The organism is Dyella sp. NPDC103356, from assembly GCF_055584465.1.
Map to the genome: position 1 here is coordinate 52,985 of NZ_JBVJLZ010000001.1, position 20,289 is coordinate 73,273.

The 20,289-nt window shown below is 59.9% G+C and carries 16 protein-coding genes, 1 tRNA gene and 1 pseudogene; 10 read left to right on the top strand and 8 right to left on the bottom strand.

All coding sequences use genetic code 11. From position 1 onward, the window contains the following. The first annotated feature begins 21 nt into the window (after positions 1-21). From ACZ6WW_RS00255 to ACZ6WW_RS00265, 3 genes and pseudogenes are all read left to right on the top strand, one after another. Positions 22-1,718 (top strand): annotated as a pseudogene (locus ACZ6WW_RS00255) (amino acid adenylation domain-containing protein). After that, positions 1,715-3,028: a hypothetical protein gene (locus ACZ6WW_RS00260; RefSeq protein WP_465272482.1), complete on the top strand. Its 1,314-nt coding sequence runs from the start codon at positions 1,715-1,717 to the stop codon at positions 3,026-3,028. The pseudogene ACZ6WW_RS00255 and the gene ACZ6WW_RS00260 overlap by 4 nt, the downstream one beginning before the upstream one ends. After that, entirely contained in the window at positions 3,028-3,831 is an 804-nt protein-coding gene (locus ACZ6WW_RS00265; protein ID WP_465272483.1) for an enoyl-CoA hydratase-related protein, read from the top strand. The genes ACZ6WW_RS00260 and ACZ6WW_RS00265 overlap by 1 nt, the downstream gene beginning before the upstream one ends. Before the next feature lie 86 nt (positions 3,832-3,917). On the opposite strand, the gene ACZ6WW_RS00270 is transcribed toward ACZ6WW_RS00265, so the two are convergent. Then, positions 3,918-5,513 carry a coiled-coil domain-containing protein gene (locus ACZ6WW_RS00270; protein WP_465272484.1) on the bottom strand — a complete coding sequence of 532 codons (1,596 nt, stop codon included), beginning with the start codon at positions 5,511-5,513 and terminating at the stop codon, positions 3,918-3,920. Between the two features lie 171 nt (positions 5,514-5,684). On the opposite strand from ACZ6WW_RS00270, the gene rnt reads away from it, so the two are divergent. The 6 genes from rnt (at position 5,685) to phoU (ending at position 11,240) form a co-directional block, all read left to right on the top strand. Beyond that, positions 5,685-6,344 (top strand): ribonuclease T, encoded by a 660-nt coding sequence (gene rnt, locus ACZ6WW_RS00275; protein ID WP_465272485.1) that lies wholly within the window; start codon positions 5,685-5,687, stop codon positions 6,342-6,344. 246 nt (positions 6,345-6,590) lie between these two features. Then, a complete protein-coding gene (gene pstS, locus ACZ6WW_RS00280) occupies positions 6,591-7,604 on the top strand; it encodes a phosphate ABC transporter substrate-binding protein PstS (RefSeq protein ID WP_465272991.1) in 1,014 nt (337 codons plus the stop codon). Between the two features lie 173 nt (positions 7,605-7,777). Continuing rightward, positions 7,778-8,797 carry a phosphate ABC transporter permease subunit PstC gene (gene pstC / locus ACZ6WW_RS00285; protein ID WP_465272486.1) on the top strand — a complete coding sequence of 340 codons (1,020 nt, stop codon included), beginning with the start codon at positions 7,778-7,780 and terminating at the stop codon, positions 8,795-8,797. Next, on the top strand, positions 8,797-9,672 hold the full coding sequence (gene pstA / locus ACZ6WW_RS00290; protein ID WP_281852625.1) for a phosphate ABC transporter permease PstA: 876 nt from the start codon (positions 8,797-8,799) through the stop codon (positions 9,670-9,672). The genes pstC and pstA overlap by 1 nt, the downstream gene beginning before the upstream one ends. After that, positions 9,665-10,480 carry a phosphate ABC transporter ATP-binding protein PstB gene (gene pstB / locus ACZ6WW_RS00295; RefSeq protein ID WP_281852624.1) on the top strand — a complete coding sequence of 272 codons (816 nt, stop codon included), beginning with the start codon at positions 9,665-9,667 and terminating at the stop codon, positions 10,478-10,480. Before pstA ends, pstB begins: the two co-directional genes overlap by 8 nt. A 28-nt stretch (positions 10,481-10,508) precedes the next feature. Continuing rightward, positions 10,509-11,240 (top strand): phosphate signaling complex protein PhoU, encoded by a 732-nt coding sequence (phoU, locus tag ACZ6WW_RS00300; RefSeq protein ID WP_465272487.1) that lies wholly within the window; start codon positions 10,509-10,511, stop codon positions 11,238-11,240. 149 nt (positions 11,241-11,389) lie between these two features. Here the strand turns inward: phoU and sugE are convergent, their stop codons facing one another. The 4 genes from sugE to rnr all read right to left on the bottom strand — a co-directional run bounded on the left by sugE (position 11,390) and on the right by rnr (position 15,429). Then, positions 11,390-11,710 (bottom strand): quaternary ammonium compound efflux SMR transporter SugE, encoded by a 321-nt coding sequence (sugE, locus tag ACZ6WW_RS00305; RefSeq protein ID WP_465272488.1) that lies wholly within the window; start codon positions 11,708-11,710, stop codon positions 11,390-11,392. A gap of 151 nt (positions 11,711-11,861) precedes the next feature. Continuing rightward, positions 11,862-12,152, bottom strand: coding sequence for a CBU_0592 family membrane protein (locus ACZ6WW_RS00310; RefSeq protein ID WP_465272489.1), 291 nt, complete (start codon positions 12,150-12,152; stop codon positions 11,862-11,864). Beyond that, a complete protein-coding gene (gene rlmB, locus ACZ6WW_RS00315) occupies positions 12,149-12,895 on the bottom strand; it encodes a 23S rRNA (guanosine(2251)-2'-O)-methyltransferase RlmB (RefSeq protein WP_281852620.1) in 747 nt (248 codons plus the stop codon). The genes ACZ6WW_RS00310 and rlmB overlap by 4 nt, the downstream gene beginning before the upstream one ends. After that, on the bottom strand, positions 12,892-15,429 hold the full coding sequence (gene rnr, locus ACZ6WW_RS00320) for a ribonuclease R (protein WP_465272490.1): 2,538 nt from the start codon (positions 15,427-15,429) through the stop codon (positions 12,892-12,894). Before rnr ends, rlmB begins: the two co-directional genes overlap by 4 nt. Before the next feature lie 137 nt (positions 15,430-15,566). Between rnr and ACZ6WW_RS00325 the strand changes: the two genes are divergently transcribed. Next, a tRNA-Leu gene (locus ACZ6WW_RS00325) sits at positions 15,567-15,651 on the top strand. Between the two features lie 192 nt (positions 15,652-15,843). On the opposite strand, the gene ACZ6WW_RS00330 is transcribed toward ACZ6WW_RS00325, so the two are convergent. The 3 genes from ACZ6WW_RS00330 to ACZ6WW_RS00340 form a co-directional block, all read right to left on the bottom strand. Then, entirely contained in the window at positions 15,844-16,449 is a 606-nt protein-coding gene (locus ACZ6WW_RS00330) for a hypothetical protein (protein ID WP_465272491.1), read from the bottom strand. Between the two features lie 330 nt (positions 16,450-16,779). Then, positions 16,780-18,909 carry a peptidase domain-containing ABC transporter gene (locus tag ACZ6WW_RS00335; RefSeq protein WP_465272492.1) on the bottom strand — a complete coding sequence of 710 codons (2,130 nt, stop codon included), beginning with the start codon at positions 18,907-18,909 and terminating at the stop codon, positions 16,780-16,782. Continuing rightward, positions 18,893-20,158 carry an HlyD family secretion protein gene (locus ACZ6WW_RS00340; RefSeq protein WP_465272493.1) on the bottom strand — a complete coding sequence of 422 codons (1,266 nt, stop codon included), beginning with the start codon at positions 20,156-20,158 and terminating at the stop codon, positions 18,893-18,895. The genes ACZ6WW_RS00335 and ACZ6WW_RS00340 overlap by 17 nt, the downstream gene beginning before the upstream one ends. Between the last annotated feature and the right edge of the window lie 131 nt (positions 20,159-20,289).

A 20,289-nucleotide genomic window follows, 5' to 3' on the forward strand; every position in this document is an offset into this window, starting at 1 on the left:
AACGAGACAGGAGTCCACAAAATGAGCACTCGACGTGCGCAACTCGCGCAGCCTTTGCGCCTATCCGACAAGCATGTTCATGCGGCCACCACCGTCGAAACGGCCGGCGACCGACGAGCTGACCATGTCGGCCATCCCAATGTCGCTTTCTTCCCATTAGGCCGATCAGCAGATCCCTTCCGCGAACTTTCTCCGTGGGATCGCGAGCAATTCCACGCCTTCGGCTGGGGTGCAAGCGTGCAGCCGCGCTTCTCCACGATTTCCGAGGCCATTGCTTATCAAGCCAGAACCCAGCCGCACGCCATCGCGGCGACATATCTTGGAAAAAGCCTGACATACGCGCAGCTCGACGCTGCCGCGGACAGACTGGCAACACGTCTGTACGACAGCGGCGTGCGGAGAGGCGACGCGGTTTGCTTTTTTTGAAGCGCTCGTTGCCCATGCTGGTCGGTATCGTCGCGACACTGCGTCTTGGCGCCGCCTATGTGCCGCAGCACGTCGGCGTCGCGCCCCCGGACATGCTCAAGCACATCTCCGCGACCGTAAATGCAAAGGTTATTCTGACCATGCGCGAGCTGAGCGCGAACCTTCCGGCCGATGCCCAGCGACAGATCATCTGCATCGAAGATGTCATGGCCGAGGCAAGCTCCACGCCGTTGCCGGACGATAGGAAAGACGTGGCGCATCCTGATGATGTGGCGATCATTCTCTTTACCTCAGGAACCACCGGCGTCCCCAATGGGGTGCGAGTGACCCATCGGAATCTGTGCAATATCCTGCAGACGTCACCCGGCGATCTTGGCATGCGTCCTGGCGTGAAAGTCGGCCAGGTCCTGTCCATCGCCTTCGATATGGCGGCGTGGGAGACGTTGGGAGCCTTGTCCAATGGAGCGTCGCTGGTGATCCGCGACAAGTCCATTCAGGACACCGCGGAAAAGGTCGACATACTCATTGCGACACCGTCCATTCTCGCATCGCTGGATATCGAACGATGCCGCCACATCGAGAGCGTCGCCGTTGCAGGAGAGGCGTGCCCTCGCCCGCTGGCGGATGCGTGGTCGTCGTTCTGCCATTTCTACAACTCCTGCGGCCCGACCGAGACCACCATCGTCAATACCATGGAGAAACATCATCCGGCCAAGCCGGTTCTCTCCATTGGCCGTCCGACACCAAACAATACCGTTTACATACTGGATGACGATCTCAATGCGCTGCCCATGGGCACAACGGGCGAAATGTGGGCGGGTGGCGATTGCGTTACCGCCGGTTACCTGGACAACTCATCGCTGACTACAGAGCGCTATCGCCCCGACCCCTTCCGGCCCGGCCACATGATGTTTCGCACACGTGATCTGGGGCGCTGGACGATTGACGGCGAACTGGAGCATTTGGGCAGAACCGACGATGTCGTGAAAATCCGGGGCTTCCGTGTCGAATTGCAGGCCGTCACCTCCGTGCTCGAAAGCGCCGGCTGCAAACAGGCCGTCACGCTCAAGCTCAACGATCGTCACTTGGTCAGCTTCGCCACACCCGCTTCGATCGACGTCAACGGAGCGCTGCACAGCGTCGCTACCGCGCTGCCTTACTATTACGTACCCGTCATGCTGCTTCCGCTCGATGCCTTGCCGCACACCTCACGCGGCAAGCTGGACAAGCGCCTGCTGCTGGCCATGGCGAACAAACATCTGCAAGCCCACGATGCGAGAGCCGCCGGATGAACGCGCAGGCATCCGAGCTTTCCATGGGCGCCAAACATTGGCGACGCGTCACGCGACATCCCGCATTGATGGAATATCGCCGACTGAACTTTCTGGTCGCCATCGTCAATATCGCCGTATTCGTGAACGGCTGGCTCGATCAGGCTTCGACTGCAAACCAGGGCTACGCCTTACAATCCATTGCGGACATGGCGCTGATCAATCTCAGTATCGCCATATTGATTCGTCAGCAACGCGTCATCAACGCATTGTTCTGGCTTGCCACACGCATCCCTACGACGTGGCCTCTATGGATCCGCTGGGGGGCGGGCAAGGTCTTCCATTTTGGCGGTCTGCACTCGGCTTCCGCCGTAGCAGGAAGCGCCTGGTTCGGATTCCTGCTTTGGGCCATGGTCGCAAATCGGCTCAATGGCGCCAGCGCGCCATCGAATCTGACTTTGGCGTCCAGTGCATTGATGCTGGGCCTGATGGTGGCCATGATTGTTTCGGCCATGGCGCCGATGCGCCAACGTTTTCACGATGTATTTGAACAGGTGCATCGCATCGCAGGCTGGTCCGTGCTCATTCTGTTCTGGATCCAAACCGTCTCCATCGTGAGCGACTTCCATGGCGATCTGCTGCATAGTCCCGCGTTCTGGATGCTGTGCCTGCTCACGCTGTCCATTGCATCGCCATGGCTCACCCTGAAAAAAGTCGATGTGAACATCGTCAGGCCATCGCAGCATGTGGCGTTGACCCGCTTCGACTACGGCGACACGCCATTTTGCGGGAGCTCCAACGCTATCAGCCTGACGCCCTTTGGCCAATATCACGCATTTGCCAATGTCCCGACTCCCGGCCAGACCGGTTATCGACTGGTGATCAGCCGAGCCGGCGACTGGACCGGCAGGTTCATCGACAACCCGCCTGACAAGGTCTGGGTCAAGGGCATCACCACCTCGGGGGTAGCCAGGATCGAAGTGCTGTTTCGCCGTGTGGTCTACGTTGGAACGGGCTCCGGCATTGGCCCCATCCTTCCTCATCTATTCGAAGGGCGTGTGCCGTGCCGTCTGATCTGGTCAACGCGCTCGCCACGCAAGACATATGGCAATGCATTGGTCGATGAAATCCTCGCACACACGGACAGCCCGCTGATCTGGGATACCGATGAGAGAGGCAAACCGGATCTCACGACGCTGGCTCTGCAGGCAGTGCGCGAAACATCGGCCGAAGCCGTCATCGTGATTTCCAATCAGAAACTGACACGCCGGGTTGTGCACGATCTCGAAAGCCTCGGCATCCCCGCGTTTGGAGCCATCTGGGACAGCTAATGCGATACGAAACCATAGAAACCGAAGTAAATGCCGGCGTTGCCACCATCGTCCTCAACCGCCCTCGTCGGCTCAATGCACTGAACACGCAGTTGATGAAGGAATTGCTGGCCGCGGCAACCGCATTCGATGCCGATCCGCGCATCGGCTGCCTGATCATCACGGGTAACGAGCGGATCTTCTCCGCTGGCGCGGATATCGGCGAACTGGCCGATCAATCCTACTTCTCGATGCAGGCCGCCGATTTTTTCGGCGATTGGGACCGGTTCGCCGCGCTTCGATTGCCCAAGCTGGCTGCCGTGTCCGGCGATGCGTTGGGCGGCGGTTGCGAACTGGCCATGATGTGCGACCTGATTCTTGCCGCCGACACCGCACGCTTCGGGCAACCGGAAGTCAAGATCGGCTGCATACCCGGGATCGGTGGCTCGCAGCGCCTCACCCGTCTGGTCGGTCGTGCGCAGGCCATGGACATGATACTCACCGGCCGCCTGATCGATGCGCAGGAGGCTTTGCGCATCGGTTTGGTCAGTCGCGTCATGCCAGCCGGCGATCTGGCCAAGACCGCCCGGGCCGTCGCTCGGCAGGTGGCAGGATACCCGCGGGACATCGTGCAGATGGCCAGGGCCAGCGTAAACATGGCCGAGCAGGTCGGCCTTGAGCCAGGCATGCGCTTCGAGCGGCAGATGTATTACGCGCTCTACGGACATCCGGCGCAACGCGAAGGCATGTCCGCATTTCTGGAAAAACGCGAGCCGCGCTTCGGCAACGCCCCGTCAGAAGCGGCCAGCATCCTGGCCGCCTGAGCGGCGCTCCCGCAAAAAAGCAAACGGCGGGCAAAGCCCGCCGTTTTCCATCCATGGGTCGAACTCCCTTCTGATAATCGTAAAGCTTAGAACGGGTAGTAGCGGAAGCTGGTGAAGAACATGTCTTCCTTCGCCTTCGGCGCGCCACCGATACCTTCGAACGCTTCGCGCTCGGTGTGCGAGTACTGCGCACCGAACTGGGCGCGGCCGAACTTGCCCTGGTAGAACTTCCACCAGAAACCTGCCGTACCCTGCCAGATTTGCTTGCTCTGACCGACGCAGCTGCCGCCTTCGATATCGCAACCGGCATTGCTGTACAGCGGGTTGCCCAGGCCGAGTGCGATGCCGTTGTAGTTGAACGCTTCCTTGCTCTGACGCTCGCGACCGGCAAAGCCGTAGATGTCGAAATCCGGAGTAGCGTGCAGGGTCAGACCCGCCAGCAACATGTTTTCCTTGATCGGAGCGATCGAGCCATTCGGACGGAAGGTCACGTCAGGCATCTGCGCGCTGCCGTAACGACCGATACCGCGGCCCTGCATACCGGAGAACTGGAAGTCCAACACCTTCTCGACCAACGGGAGGACGAGGCCGATACCGTAGCCGCCACCGTAGACGTCGTGGTTGCTGTTGCCCGTGCCATCGTTATAGCGGTTGTAGAACGCGCGGCCCAAAGCGAACAGCTCGTAATGACCGTAGCCCGGATCGGCAGCCAGCTTGATGACCACATCGGGGATGTGGTTAAGCGACAGCGTGTTGGCCGAGTCGAAACCCGAACCTGCCGGCATGTTGTAGATCGGCTGCACCGGCGCCTTGGCCTGGTTCGGGCTCACGCCGAACGTGGTCTGCGGGTTTTCCAGCGAGATACCCAGCCACCAGGTCTTGTCGAAATCCTTGACCAGGCGAATCTGCGTCTGGCGAGCCCAGGTGAAGCCCGGCAGGTACTGCGCGTCGATCTGCGGCGGGGTCAGCTCGGTACGCGGAGTGATGCCCTTGCTGTTGAGCGTGAGCAGCGACCAGTTCTGACCGGCCAGCAGGTGCAGGCCCGGGTTGTCCCAGTCCACCGTCATGTAGACGTTGCGCTCGCGCGGGTTGAACGAGTTGCTCTCGTTCGAGTTGGCGGTCTGCGCGCCACCGATGAAGTCGGCCTCGATATAACCGGCGACATGCGTATCCGGGCTCACGTCACCCTGGGCGAGCAGCGAGATACGGCTCTGACGGGCGCTGAAGCGCGTTTCGGCGGTGCGGCCGACCGAAGAGTTCTTGTACGGAATCGCGCTGAAGCTCGACGCGATATCGGCGCCTTCAGAATGCGAGCGATAGATCGTTTCGGCGGCGAGGAAGCCACCCAGCGTGATGTTCACGCCCTTATAGGAAAGCTTGTCGCTGGACTTCTTGACCTGTGCGTCGGTCGCGACTACCTGCTTCTGCACCGCTTCGATGTTCTGGCCGGTGGAAACGTTGATATCGGACTGCGCGTCGGTGCGCTGCTCCAGCTCGGCGACCTTGGCCTGCAAGGCTTCGAGCTGCGCTTTCAGCGCCTCGATTTCAGCGTTCTTGGATGCAGCTTGAGAGTCCTGGCTCGTACTGTGGGTCTTCTTCGCCGGCGCCGGATCCGCGGCGACGTGGAAACTGGCAACGCCCAAACCGGCAGCAATCGCCACCGCGAGCAACTTAGAACGCATGGAATATCTCCACTATTTAGGAAGTAACTACGCTGGACCGCCCCCTACGATCGCTTGGCCGCCCAGATCTCGAACGGTCGTTAGGATGAAGTTATGTGTTTACGTTTCAATGCAACTTATGTGACAAGTCCAAGACAGCGTGACGACCCTTTCGGCTGATATGCTTATCTGATGGAGATTCAAAGCAACAGCATGTCTGGCCGCATGGCCGAGCGCTTCCGCGGCTTCCTGCCGGTCATCGTGGACGTGGAAACCGGCGGCTTCGACGCGCAGCGCGATGCGCTGCTGGAAGTCGCCGCGGTGACCTTGAGCATGGACCAGGACGGCTTCGTACGGCCGCATCCGGCGGTGTTCGCGCACGTGGAGCCCTTTCCCGGCGCCAACATCGACCCGCGCTCGCTGGAGATCACCGGCATCGACCCGGACAACCCCCTGCGTGGCGCGCTCAACGAGCGCTCGGCGCTGGACCATATCTTCAAGGCGGTGCGCGAATCGATGCGCGAGAACGACTGCCAGCGCGCCATCCTGGTCGGTCATAACGCATCGTTCGACCTGGGCTTCCTGAACGAGGCCGTGCGTCGCACCGGTCACAAGCGCAACCCGTTCCACCCCTTCAGCACCTTCGATACGGTGACCTTGAGCGGCCTGGCTTACGGGCAGACGGTGCTCAGCAAATCGGTGCAGGCGGCCGGACACATATTCGATACGCGCGAGGCGCACTCGGCGGTCTACGACGCCGAGCGCACGGCCGAGCTGTTCTGCACCATCGTCAACCGCTGGCGCCGGCTCGAAATCTTCGAGCGCGAGCAAATCGGGCTGGGCGTCCTGTAATACAGGAGTGAGAAGTGGGTCAAAAAGGCTCCGCAAGACCTTGCGGGCACTTATTTCTCGTTTCTCGCAACTCGTTCCTTTACAAGGCTTTCACGGTCGCAAGATGACAACACATAGCCGGTTGTCATAAAGCTGAAACATTCAACTCATCTCATTGCAACACACCCCGCATGAAATAGAGGGCGGGCGGGAATCCCCCGTGGCCCTCTAATACCAGGAGCGACCGTGTTGATCACTACCTCATCCATGACTCGTATCGGCGTTGCCGCTGCGATCGCCGCTGCCTCGATGTTCGGCATGACGGCTCAAGCCACCGATATCACCGGTGCCGGCTCGAGCTTCGTCTACCCCGTGCTGTCGAAGTGGTCCGCCACTTATGCCGAAAAGACCGGTAACAAACTGAACTACCAGTCGGTGGGTTCGGGCGCCGGCGTGGCGCAGATCAAGGAAGGCACGATCGATTTCGGTGCGACCGATGCGCCGCTGAAGGCCGAAGACCTCGCACAGTTCAAGCTGGGCCAGTTCCCGGTCGTGGTCGGCGGCATCGTGCCGGTCGTCAACATCACCGGTGTCGATGCCGGCCAGATCAAGCTGGACGGCACCACCCTCGCCGACATCTTCCTCGGCAAGATCACTAGCTGGAACGATCCGAAGATCGCCGCGCTGAACTCGGGCGTGAAGCTGCCGGAAGGCAAGATCACCGTCGTGCATCGCTCGGACGGTTCGGGCACCTCGTTCAACTTCACCAACTACCTGTCCAAGGTCAGCACCGAGTGGGCAACCAAGGTGAAGTTCGGCACCGCCGTCGATTGGCCGACCGGCGTGGGCGGCAAGGGTAACGAAGGCGTGTCGCAGTACGTCAAGCAGATCAAGGGTTCGATCGGCTACGTCGAATACGCCTATGCCGTGAAGAACAAGATCACCTGGGTGAACCTGAAGAACGCCGCCGGCCAGTTCGTTGCACCGAACGCCGACGCCTTCGCCGCTGCCGCCGCCACCGCGGACTGGACCTCGGCCAAGGACTTCAACGTGATCATGACCAACGCGCCGGGCGCCAAGGCATGGCCGATCACGGCGACGACCTGGGTGGTCATGTACAAGACCGCGAAGAACGCCGAGCACGCCAAGGTGGCCTTCGACTTCTTCAAGTGGTCGCTGGAAAATGGCCAGCAGGAAGCCGCTTCGCTCGACTACGTCGCGCTGCCGGACAGCCTGGTCAAGCAGATCGAAGCCTACTGGGCGTCGGACTTCAAGAAGTAATCAACACGTGCTGCCGGGCATGATGCCCGGCAGCAGGCAAAGCAGCCGCCCGCCCTATCAGGACCGGGCGGCTTGTTGCTGAAAGAGGACATGAGGATGTCCGCCCACTCGCCAGGCTGCCCTGTGCCGTCCGGACTTTGAAAGCTACAAAAGCATTGAGGGATGGCTATCTCATGCAAGCGGAACAGAGCGCAGTCGCTCCCGTGATTGCTCCACCCACTGAGCGCGCCCTGCGCGACGCTCGCAACGATCGACTGTTCGGTTGGCTGCTCAAGGCTTGCGCGCTGATCGTGCTCGCTTCCCTGCTCGGCGCTGCCGGTGCCACGCTATGGGGCGGGCGTCACGCCTTCGGCACCTTCGGCTGGCACTTCCTCGGCGACGCCACCTGGGACCCGGGCAACGACCGCTACGGCGCCCTCGTGCCGGTCTACGGCACCATCGCCACCTCGTTTATCGCCTTGTTGATCGCCGTACCGGTGAGCTTCGGCATCGCGCTGTACCTGTCGGAAGTCGCGCCGCCGTGGCTGCGTACGCCGGTCGGGTCGGCCATCGAACTGCTCGCGGGCATTCCCTCGATCATCTACGGCATGTGGGGCCTTTTCATTTTCGCGCCCTTTTTCGCCGACCATATCAAGCCCTTCCTGACCAACTATCTGGGCAACAAGCCGGAGAGCGGCCACCCGACCTGGATCGCCGAGCACACCTTCGTCGGCAAGCTGTTCGGCAGCGATTACCCGTTCGGCGCGAGCGTACTGACCGCCGGCATCGTACTGGCGATCATGATCATCCCGTTTATTTCCTCGGTGATGCGCGAAGTGTTCCAGACGGTGCCCACGCGCCTGAAGGAATCGGCATACGCCCTGGGCTCGAGCACCTGGGAAGTGTCCTGGGACATCGTGCTGCCCTATACGCGCTCGGCGGTGATCGGCGGCATCTTCCTCGGCCTCGGTCGCGCACTTGGCGAAACGATGGCGGTGACCTTCGTGCTGGGTAACGCCATGCAGTTGTCGGCGTCCCTGCTCGATCCGGGCGCATCGATTGCCTCGACCATCGCCAACCAGTTCAGCGAAGCGGCGGGCCTGCAGAAGTCCAGCCTGATGGCGCTCGCGTTCCTGCTGTTCGTGGTGACCTTCATCGTGCTGCTCATCGCACGTCTGATGCTGCGCCGCCTGGCGCTCAAGGAGGGTCGCTGATGGCTACCAACGAATCGCTGTACCTGCGCCGCCGCATCAAGAACATCCTGGCGCTGACACTGAGCATGGTCGCCACGCTGATCGGCCTGTTCTTCCTGGCGTGGATTCTCTGGGAAACACTACGCCAGGGCATCAGCGCGATCGACTTCAAGCTGTTCACCAAGATCACCGCCTACGGCGAAGACGGTGGCCTGGCCAATGCGATGATCGGCAGCCTGATCATCGACTTCATCGGTATCGCCATCGCTACGCCGATCGGCGTGCTGGCCGGCGCATGGCTGGCCGAATATGCCAACCGCACCAAATTGGGTGAATCGATCCGCTTCCTCAACGACATCCTGTTGTCGGCGCCGTCGATCGTGCTTGGCCTGTTCGTCTATACCATCGTAGTGCTGCCGACCACCGCGCTCACCGGTGGCTCGACCACCTTCTCGGGCTTTGCCGGTGGCGTCGCACTGGCGCTGATTGCCCTGCCAGTGATCGTGCGCACCACCGACGAAATGCTGCGCCTGGTGCCGTCGACCCTGCGCGAGGCGGCCCTGTCGCTGGGCGTGCCGCAATGGAAACTGACGATGAACATCCTGATGCGTGCCGCACGCTCGGGCATCATCACCGGCGTATTGTTGGCGCTAGCACGTATCAGCGGCGAGACCGCCCCGCTGCTGTTTACCGCGTTCGGCAACAACTACATGACCTTCAACCCGATGGACAAGATGTCCAGCCTGCCGCAGGTGATCTACCAGTATGCCAACGACCCGGGCGAGGCGATGCACGCCATTGCCTGGGCCGGCGCGTTCGTGGTCACCATGTTCGTGCTGCTGCTGAGCCTTGCTTCCCGTCTGGTCCTTTCACGCAACAAGGTGTCCCATGACTGAGCCCGCCGCCGCCGGCATCCAACCGCAGTCCACGGTAGCGTCCGCCCCGCTGGCGCCGACGAAAATCGCCGTCAAGGACCTGCACTTCTACTACCAGGGTTTCCATGCGCTCAAGGGCATCAACATGGAGATCCCGGAGAAGAAGGTCACCGCGATCATCGGGCCCTCGGGCTGCGGCAAGTCGACCCTGCTGCGCATCTTCAACCGCATCTACGCGATCTACCCCAAGCTCGAAGCCAAGGGCGAGATCGTGCTGGACAACGAGAACATTCTCGACCCGCGCTATTCGATGAACCGTCTGCGCAGCAAGGTCGGCATGGTGTTCCAGAAGCCGGTGCCGTTCCCGATGACGATTTTCGAGAACGTCGCCTACGGTATCCGTCACCACGAAAAGCTTTCGCGCGCCGACATGGATATCCGCGTCGAGCAGGCGCTGCGCAGTGCGGCGTTGTGGGACGAGGTGAAGGACAAGCTCAAGCAGAACGCGCTAGGCCTCTCCGGCGGTCAGCAGCAGCGCCTGTGCATCGCGCGTGGTATCGCGCTCAAGCCCGAAGTGCTCCTGCTCGACGAGCCGACTTCGGCGCTGGACCCGATCGCCACCGGCCGCATCGAGCAATTGGTCGAAGAACTGAAGAACGAGTACACGATCGTCATCGTCACGCATAACATGCAGCAGGCAGCGCGTTGTTCGGACCTGACCGCGTTCATGTACCTGGGCGAGCTGATCGAGTTCGATCGTACGGAAAAGATCTTCACCAAGCCGAGCAAGAAACAGACCGAAGACTATATTACCGGCCGTTTCGGTTGATGCGCCCCATACATAAAGAGACCACACCATGAGCGGCAGCAGCAAAGAACACATCATCAAGAGCTACGACGACGAACTGACCCGTCTCACCGGCGAAATCGTGCGCATGGGCGAACTGGCCGTCAGCCAGCTGGAAGCGGCCATCGATGTGATCGAGCGCCGTGACGAGCGCGCCGCCCAGCATGTGGTCAACAACGACGACGCGATCGACCTGCTGGAACAGGAAATCAGCCACGACGTCGTGCGCCTGCTCGCGCTGCGCGCGCCGATCGCCAGCGACCTGCGCAATGTGTTTGCCGCGCTGCGCATCGCCGCCGACATCGAGCGCATCGGCGACTACGCCGCCAACGTGGCCAAGCGCTCGATCCCGCTGTCGCTGGTCGCGCCGATCGCCCCGACCACCGGGCTGGGCTACCTGGCGGAACTGGCGGCCGGCGAAGTGCGTGAAGTGTTGCTGGCCTATCGCGACCGCGACGCCGAGCGCGCTTACCAGGTGTGGAAGGACGATGCGCTGCTGGACGAGGCCTATACCGGCTACTTCCGCCAGCTGCTCACCTACATGATGGAAGACCCGCGCAATATCACGCCGTGCACGCATCTGCTGTTCATGGCCAAGAACATCGAGCGCATCGGCGACCACGCCACCAATATCGCCGAGAACGTGTGGTTCCAGGTGCACGGCGAGCCGCTCACCGCGCAGCGCAGCAAGCGCGATTTCACGTCGAATCCGGAAATGACCAAGCTGGGTGACCGGGAGTAAGAGCCCCCTCACCCCAACCCTCTCCCCCGGCAAAGCCAGGGGAGAGGGAGCTAGGTTTACGCAAGTTCGAAGTACTGAAGCTGCCTCTGTCGGCTCCCTCTCCCCTGGCTCCGCCGGGGGAGAGGGCTGGGGTGAGGGGGCGCTCTCGACTACTCAGCGCCCGCCAACTTCAACCCCACCACACCCATCAAGATCATCCCCACACACGCCAGACGCATCGGCGTAGCCGGATCCTTGAACAGCACGATGCCGAAAATCACCGCGCCCGCGGCGCCAATACCGGTCCACACCGCATAAGCGGTACCGATAGGCAGCTGCTTCGACGCCATCGCCAGCAGGACGACGCTCACGATCATCGCAGCCACCGTTCCTACGGTCGGCCAAAGACGCGTGAAACCTTCGGTGTATTTGAGGCCCATCGCCCAGACGATTTCAAACAGGGCGGCGGCAATCAAGAGTATCCACGACATGATGGAGAACCTCTGTATCGAATACAGGGTCGTCCCCGTGGAAAATCACGACAACCGGGGTCGTCCCCGGCGCAGACAGCGAGTGCTGTCGAAGTGCTTATTTTAACAGCAGCGACGTCCCGCCAGGTGCGGCAAGACGTCGCCATGCGCCTTACCAGCCTTGCGGGTTATGCCCTGCGGCGCGCGCCTCGCGGCGAATCCGCATGCCACGCGCGATACCGTAGACGCTGATCAGTACCCAGGCCAGCTCCATGATGAATGCGGACGTGTTGAAGCTGCCGAAAATCAGCGAAACGATGACGCCACCTGCGCCCAGGGCATTCATCAACTGATAGATCAGTCCGTTGCCGTGGATCTTGTGGGCCTGCAACAGCAGATAAGCCAGCAGTACCAGCAAGACGCCGACGTAACCGACCCAGTCGTGCCACATGATATTGCTCATCGAAGTCCTCCGCGTTGACGCAATGCCTCGAACAGCACGACACCGGTGGCCACCGACACGTTGAGGCTTTCCATGCTGCCGGGCATCGGGATCTTGGCGACGAAATCGCAGGTCTCGCGCGTCAGACGACGCATGCCCTCGCCTTCGCTGCCCAACACCAACGCCACCGGCCCTTTCAGGTCGATGCTGTAGATCGACGTATCCGTATCGCCGGCCAGGCCGGTAAGCCACACGCCAGCGTCCTTCAAGGTGCGCAACGTGCGCGCAAGATTGGTCGCAGCAATCAACGGCACACGATCGGCACCGCCGGCCGAGGCGCGACGCACGACCGGCGTCAAACCCACGGCGCGATCTTTCGGCACGATCACCGCGGTGACGCGGGCCGCGGCCGCACTGCGCAGGCAGGCACCAAGATTGTGCGGGTCGGTAACGCCATCGAGCACCAGCACCAACGCCTCGTTGCCGGCCTGCTCGAGCAGATCCGGCAAATCCGATTCGGCCGCCATCGGCGGCGCTTCGTAACGGGCGATCACACCTTGATGGCGCGCTTCGCCGGCCAGCTTGTCCAGTTGCTCACGCGGACGATGATGCACGACGATCTGCAACGAGCGCGCACGCTCGACCAGCTCCTGCACGCGCGGATTGCGCTGGCCGTTTTCCACCAGCACTTCACGCACGCGCTCGGCGTCGTTGTTGAGTGCACCTTCCACCGGATTGATTCCGGCGATCCAACTATCGCTCATCGCTTGCCTTTGGGTTTGCCCGGGCGCTTGGCCGCCTTGGGCTTGGTCGTTTGGGGTTTGATCGAAGCCTTGGCGCCTCGCGACGCGTTCGACTTGCTGCCCTTCCTGGGAGCGGAACGGCCGGCATTATCGCGTGTCGGCGCCGGCGTGGCACCTGCGCCTCGCGGCTTGGGCAGCGAGTAGCGCTCGCCTGCGGCAGCGTAGTCGTAGGCACGCGTGGGTGTCGTTACGGCTGGCTTGGCGGCCGCACCCGGCGGCACCAGACGGAAATCGATCTTGCGATCCTCCAGGCTCGCGCGCAGCACCTGCACCCGTACATGGTCGCCCAGGCGGAACTGCACGCCGCTGCGTTCGCCCTTCAACAGATGGCGCACCGGATCGAAATGGTAGTAGTCGTTGGATAGCTGACTGATATGCACCAGCCCCGACACCTTCGACTCGTCCAGCTCGACGAACAGACCGAACGAGGTCACGCCAGTCACTGTACCGTCGAATTCGCTGCCGACATGCTTGGACATCCACGCGCATTTGAAGCGCTCGTCCACGTCACGCTCGGCTTCCTCCGCACGACGCTCACGCTGCGAACAATGCACCGCCATCGCCGCCATGTCGGTGGCCGAGTAACTGTAATTGGCCGGTTTGCCACCAGTCAGCGCATAACGGATCGCGCGGTGCACCAGCAGATCGGGATAGCGGCGAATCGGCGAGGTGAAATGCGCGTAGGCTTCCAGCGCCAGGCCGAAATGGCCGCGGTTGTCCGGCTGGTAGGCCGCCATGCTCTGCGAGCGCAATAACACCGACTGAATCAACTCGCGCTCGGGCCGGTCGTGCACCTTGCGCAGCACCGCGGCGTAGTCACCGGGCGTCACCTGGTCGACCGGCGGCATGCGCAGCTTGAATTCACGCAGAAACTGCTGCAGGTCTTCGTATTTTTCGGCCGGCGGCGGTTCGTGGGCACGGAACAGCGCGGGAATCTTTTTCTTTTCCAGGAACAATGCCGCCTGCACATTGGCGGCGATCATGCATTCCTCGATCAGCTTATGCGCATCGTTGCGCTCGGTCGCACCGGCGGAAACCACATCGCCCGTCTGATCGAGGCGGAACTTCACTTCCGGCGTTTCGAAATCGATCGCGCCACGGCGTTTACGCTGCGCCGCCATCGCCTTGTAGAGCGCGTGCAGGTTTTCCAGCTGTGGCAGGACATCGGCCACTTCGTGGCGCGCATCGGCATCCTGCAACCCGACCACCTGCCACACCTTGTCGTAAGTCAGGCGCGCATGCGAAAGCATGACGGCGTCGTAGAACTTCGACTTGATCACTTCGCCTTCGGCGCTGACCTGCATATCGCAGACCATGCACAGGCGCTCGACGTTCGGGTTCAACGAGCAGATGCCGTTGGAGAGCGTCTCCGGCAACATCGGCACGACGAAGCCCGGGAAGTAGGTCGACGTGCTGCGCTCGTAGGCCTCCTTGTCCAGCGCATTGCCGACACGCACATAGTGCGAGACGTCCGCGATGGCGACGATCAGGCGGAAACCGCCGCCGCGACGCGGCTCGGCGTAAACCGCATCGTCGAAGTCGCGCGCGTCGGCGCCGTCGATGGTCACCAGCGGCAATTTACGCAGATCGACGCGTCCTTCGCGCTCGGCGGCAGTGACCTGGGGCTCCACCTGTGCCGCATCACGTAAGACCTCGGCCGGCCATTCATTCGGCAGGTCGTGGCTGGCGATCGCCATTTCGACCAATAGCGACGGCTGCAACCGCTCTCCCAGCACTGTAAGAATCGTGCCGAGCGGCCCGCGATAAGGCGTCGGCGGGTCGGTGATTTCGACTACCACGATCTGCCCCGACCGCGCGCCCTGCTCCTTGCCTGGCGGAATCATGATGTCCTGATGCAAGCGCCGGTCGTCCGGCGCCACCAGGGTCACGCCATTGTCGACCACCACGCGGCCGACCAAGCGGGGCGAGCGCCGCTGCAGCACTTCGACGATGGCGCCCTGTTTGCGCCCGCGCCGATCCACGCCGACCACGCTGGCAAGCACGCGGTCGCCGTGCAGTACGGTACGCATCTGCTGCGGCGAGAGATAAAGATCCTCACCGCCCTCTTCGGGGCGCAGAAAGCCGTAGCCTTCGGCATTGGCCAATACCACGCCGCGAATCAGGTCCAGCTTGACCACGGGGGCATAACCGCCGCGACGTCCGAGCAGTAGCTGGCCATCGCGCACCATGGCATTCAAGCGCTTGCGCAAGGCATTGAGCGAGTCCTCGTCGTCCAGTTGCAGCGCTTCGGCCACGCGCGCCTCGGTCAGCAACTCGCCGCGCTCTTCGAGCAGCGCCAGGATCGCTTCACGGCTGGGAATGGGGCGCTCGTAGCGCTGCGCTTCGCGCTCGGCATGGGGGTCGCTGACGACACCGACCGGCTCGCGCGCCGGCTTGGAAGGGCCGCCTTTTTTGGGCGTCGCCGATACCGCCGGCCGCGACGAAGCCTTGGGCTTGGCGCGGTTCGGCTGGGGTTCCTTGGTTTTCTTGGTCACTAATCCGCCTTGGATAGGGCACGCTTCGGTAGGAAACGAAGCATGCAATGAAAAAAGAATGAAAGAATAGTTGACAAGAACCGGGCCGCTACCTAATCTACGCGGCTCACGCAGCCCGAAAGGCTTGTGAACCACCTGCCCAGGTGGCGGAATTGGTAGACGCACTAGTTTCAGGTACTAGCGGGTAAAACCGTGGAGGTTCGAGTCCTCTCCTGGGCACCAATTGTAAACGAAGCCCGCAGCGATGCGGGCTTCGTTGTTTTTGGGCGATTTGGAATCCCCAGTCCGGGCGCTATCGGGGGGGGATACCGCCGCTCCTCCCGAAGCTCCGGCCTGCCGATACGGGCTACAACGCTCTCGTTCGGTACCACCAAATTTGGTGCGTAGCTTATTCGCGCTACTGCTTGCCCGGCGTTACCAACCGCCACCCTTGCCCGGCTCGAATGCGCCCCGGGTCATCTTGGAAATCAGCACTTGCAGATCTGGCTGGTTTCCCACATCCATACCGCCCCAGACAAATCTCGGCGAGTCGGCCTTGGATAGATCGAAAACGACAACCGCGTAACGAGTTGCAAAGCCCCCCATCTCATAATGAATGACACAACGATCTTTGGAGGCGGCGCCAATGATCAGCCGACGCCAAGGAAGGCTGGCCTGTGAGACCATGACATCTGTAGCTCGATATGGACGCCCCGGATCCGCCAGCGAAAAAGAAGGCTCTGCAGTCAGCCGAGCAAAGCCATCCTTGCATGCCGACGGCAAAGCTTCCACATCGCTGATCTCAACAAAATGCTCGGAGCGAAGTTTGGCACTCTCTCCTGGAGTCAATTGCGATACACCTGAATTCGACGATAGCCGAGAGGCATCACCACGAACGCGAGCGATATCGCTGTTTTTGCCAATTGCAACCAGTGCGAAAGGGATCGCAAAGCAAAATAGGATCGTGACAATAGTTGCCTTCCTTCTTGGTGGCAGCATATTTTTCTCCAACGTAGTGGTAGCTACGTCAACTTCCGGCATGAACACGTAACATTGATACTCATGGTGGCCATGCCCGGCTTTTTTTATAAACAAAGCGCTCCGCAGCTACGAAGCGCTTTGCAGTTCAATTCACTTTAGATATACGGGTGACCAACCACCCCATATGTTGGCATGCCATTGAAAACCATTACCATCTTGGAAATACACGTTATTCGAACGCTCTCCTTTCCACCACTCAAAGCCGCCTGCCACCTGCTCAACTTCCGAATGACTCAATTCCTTCATTTCCAGCTCCATTAGTACATAAATGACGGAGTAGCTCCGTCCAACTATGATCGCCAAGCCATTGGGGCCTGTCCGATCAATTCTTTAAACAGGGCGACTCAGCTCGACGATGGTGTCAGTAGACGCGATCGTTTCTGCGCGATGTGCGATTACCAATCTGGTGACTTTCATTTGTTGGACGGCACGATTCACGACGCGCTCGCGCTCGGTATCCAGATGACTCGTTGCCTCATCCAGCACAAGCAACCTGGGCTGCCGATACAGCGCCCGCGCCAGAATTACCCGTTGCTTTTGTCCACCCGACAAACTCGATCCCATATCACCCACATGAGTGTGATAGCCCATTGGCATCGCCAGGATATCGTCATGGACTGCCGCCATGCGCGCAGCCGAATCAACACGTTCCAGCGAATAGGCTGGATCAAAAAAGTTGATATTGTCTGCGATAGTGCCTGGGAACAGCTGGTCATCCTGCATTACTGCACCAACCCACCGCCGATAGTTGTCCAGCCCTAGCTTACGAATATCGATGCCGCCGAAGAGCACCTCGCCCTCGGTTGGTTCCAATAAGCCCAGAAGGATCTTGGCCAACGTGGTCTTGCCGCAGCCACTCGGCCCCACAAGGGCAACGGACTCTCCGGCTTCAATGCGAAGATCACAATCTTTGATCACCCAGGGCTCATCTTCCGAATAGCGAAAGCTGACGTTGTTCAGTTCGATACTAGCCTCGGGGACTGGACCGCCCCAGGCAGTTTCGGCCACCTTCTCTGCAGGCTCAAGCGCAATATCCGCTACACGCTCCGCGTGTAGCCTCAACATCCGAAAATCCACCCACCTATCGACTAGGCCTGCTGCGCGGCCTGTGAATTGATCGGCGTATGCCAAGAACGCCACCGCCATGCCGGCCGAGAAGCTATTATTCAATGCCAGCCTAGCGGCGATCCAAATCATTGCTACACGGCCAACACCAAACAGCAGCTGATTGCCCAGTGCAAGGCTAATCGTAAGTCGCTGGATGCCGATATCACGATTAGCCGCAGATACTGTGACGTTTGCGTAACGCGCCAACCGCTCAGCCTCCTTGTTTGCTAACTTGATCGGCATGGCTCCGCGAATGGATGTTAACAATTCACTTTGCTGACGCGCCGTATAGACAATTTGCTCTTCGCTGGCACTTCGCAACGGACTGAAGAAAGCCCACCTCGCGAATCCGTAGGCCAAAAATAGCGCACCAGCCAACAGCGTAAGCCGAATGCTATAGAAGCCCATCACGACAAGAGTAGCCAACGACATCACGCCGTCCAGCAACGCGCCGATAGATTGTGTGGTGAAGGTATGTTGGATCGTTTGCAAAGAGCCGAACCTGGAAACAACATCACCCACGTGGCGCTTCTGATACCAATCCAATGGTAAGCGCATCAGATGGCTGAACAAGTTGCTCGCCCATTGGACATTCAATGTGCTTCCAAGCCATGCGATCGCCCAGGAACGGGCTGCGGCAATTAACGCCGAGAAGATGGCTACACTCAGGAAGCCCAAGCCCAGAAGATTCAGCAAATCGCGATCAGCCGATACCAACACTTGATCCATCACCCATTGGAGATAGAACGGGCCGACCAATGTGAGGACTTCTAACCCCAATGCGAGCAACAGGATCTGAACAAGTGCCGGAATCAAACCATGAACGTGTCCAGTCAAGGACCTCAGAGATACTGCATGACGCTCTACCGCTGGCGCAAAATCGGCGACCGGAGTCAGTTCAAGGGCTACGCCGGTGAAGTGTTTGGAGACCTCAGCCAATCGTAGTTTGCGAGTACCTTGCGCAGGGTCGTGGACAACCACGCGATCTCCGCGCACGCGCTGAAGCACGACAAAGTGGTTGAGGTCCCAATGGAGCACGCACGGTGTCTTGAGTGAATTCAAATGCTCCATATCGAGCCTCAAGGGACGACAGGAAAAGCCCATATGCCCGGCAATACTCATCAAGCGCGCTAGAGTTGTTCCTTTCAGCGAACTGGAAAAACGTCGGCGTAAACTTCCAAGAGCGATACGATGCCCGTGATAGGCGGCGATCATTGCAAGACAGACCAGACCGCACTCGGCAGCCTCTGTCTGCAGAAATATCGGGAGTCTACGCGACCGACCAAATTGCAGCTGGTGCCGAGCTACACACGTAGAGGCCGGTATCGGACGAGCACTAGCCACGCTCGACACCTCCCATCAACTGTTGTCCTATGCCATAGAGGGGTTCGAAGACCCACTCGATTAATCTTCGCCTGTCCATAAGGATGTCGGCGTCAAGTGACATACCGGGCTTCAATGCCCCATCACGGACATAAACCGCGATTTGCTGGCGATCCAATGTCACCATCACGCGATAGAGAGATTCCTTGACTTGCTGGCCCATCAGCTTACTTACCTCATGGGGCGATAGGGCGCTGGTCGATATATCCGCCACACGACCGTAGTACTGGCCGAACTTTTGATAAGGGAAGGCTTGATAACGCAATACCACCGCATGGCCCGATTTGATGAAACCGACCGCACGGCTAGGCACTAGGAGTTGCGCTTGTAACTCCGACCCCGCGGGTAGGATAGAAAGAAGCGATTGATTGGCGTCAACCATCTGACCTTGTTTCAACAGCACTGCCGACACCACGCCATCACCAGGCGCACGCAAGACAACCGCGCGCTTCATTTCGTTCTGAGCAAGATTCTTCGCCACGTCGGCGAGTTGCCGCTGTGTATCGTTGTATTTATTGGATTCATCTAACGGAAGTTGAGCCCGCTGCTGCTGGATCGCCTCCAAATCTTTCTGCACATCGATCTGCTGTCTCATCAGTGTCTTGTGTTGGGTCTGCGCCTCCAACACGCTACTTTCTTGCTGCTGTATCTGAAGCACAGATACATACCCCTTACTCTCCAATGGTCTGATCCGATCCAGTAATCGTTGAGCGCTGACGATTTGCTGACGCTGAAAATCAATCTGTTCTCGGATGTGAGCCAATTGAGAACGCAGTAATGTCAACTTGGCCTTCAAAGATGTAGCTTGTCGTTGCGAGATGATCTTCTGATTTTCCATCTCAGCTCGCAGATGGTTACTTTGTGCTTCTAGTTGCCTGCTGACCGTGGCATGCGTATTGCCAAACTTGGCGCTATCCAGTTCGAAGGAGAGCTCCAACAATGCATCGCCGGCCTTGACTGACTGTCCACCGCTTACTTGAAGCCGCGTAATAGTGCCAGCGCTGGGTGAAACAACTTTCCACAAGCCTGCACTTGGTACGAGTTGTCCCGTTACCGATTCGCGACGGGTGTAATGCCCCAGGAATAAGAACAGAAGCAATACGATTGCCAATACAACAGCAAGACCGCTCAGCAGCCAGCGCGATGGAGGCGCCGCAATCATGATCTCACCCAGTGCCCCTCCCTTTTGGGCTTCGACAACTTCCTTTCTAAAGATCAACTAAAGACTCCTGCCACCAGCCACTCCCTGTGATCAACGCTGCCACAAGAAGAGCACCAAGTGTAGTCAGCAATCTCTGAAAAGTTGTGCGATCTTTTTTACTCGGCAACAATCAATATTGGAATGACACA

Bases quoted from the DNA above. Each gene is read 5' to 3' on its own strand.
- pstB (WP_281852624.1), top strand. From the start codon at position 9,665: ATGACTGAGCCCGCCGCCGCCGGCATCCAACCGCAGTCCACGGTAGCG.
- ACZ6WW_RS00265 (WP_465272483.1), top strand. From the start codon at position 3,028: ATGCGATACGAAACCATAGAAACCGAAGTAAATGCCGGCGTTGCCACC.
- pstS (WP_465272991.1), top strand. From the start codon at position 6,591: ATGACTCGTATCGGCGTTGCCGCTGCGATCGCCGCTGCCTCGATGTTC.
- ACZ6WW_RS00330 (WP_465272491.1), bottom strand. From the start codon at position 16,449: ATGCCGGAAGTTGACGTAGCTACCACTACGTTGGAGAAAAATATGCTG.
- rlmB (WP_281852620.1), bottom strand. From the start codon at position 12,895: ATGAGCGATAGTTGGATCGCCGGAATCAATCCGGTGGAAGGTGCACTC.
- sugE (WP_465272488.1), bottom strand. From the start codon at position 11,710: ATGTCGTGGATACTCTTGATTGCCGCCGCCCTGTTTGAAATCGTCTGG.
- pstA (WP_281852625.1), top strand. From the start codon at position 8,797: ATGGCTACCAACGAATCGCTGTACCTGCGCCGCCGCATCAAGAACATC.
- ACZ6WW_RS00260 (WP_465272482.1), top strand. From the start codon at position 1,715: ATGAACGCGCAGGCATCCGAGCTTTCCATGGGCGCCAAACATTGGCGA.
- ACZ6WW_RS00310 (WP_465272489.1), bottom strand. From the start codon at position 12,152: ATGAGCAATATCATGTGGCACGACTGGGTCGGTTACGTCGGCGTCTTG.
- pstC (WP_465272486.1), top strand. From the start codon at position 7,778: ATGCAAGCGGAACAGAGCGCAGTCGCTCCCGTGATTGCTCCACCCACT.
- phoU (WP_465272487.1), top strand. From the start codon at position 10,509: ATGAGCGGCAGCAGCAAAGAACACATCATCAAGAGCTACGACGACGAA.
- rnt (WP_465272485.1), top strand. From the start codon at position 5,685: ATGGAGATTCAAAGCAACAGCATGTCTGGCCGCATGGCCGAGCGCTTC.
- ACZ6WW_RS00270 (WP_465272484.1), bottom strand. From the start codon at position 5,513: ATGCGTTCTAAGTTGCTCGCGGTGGCGATTGCTGCCGGTTTGGGCGTT.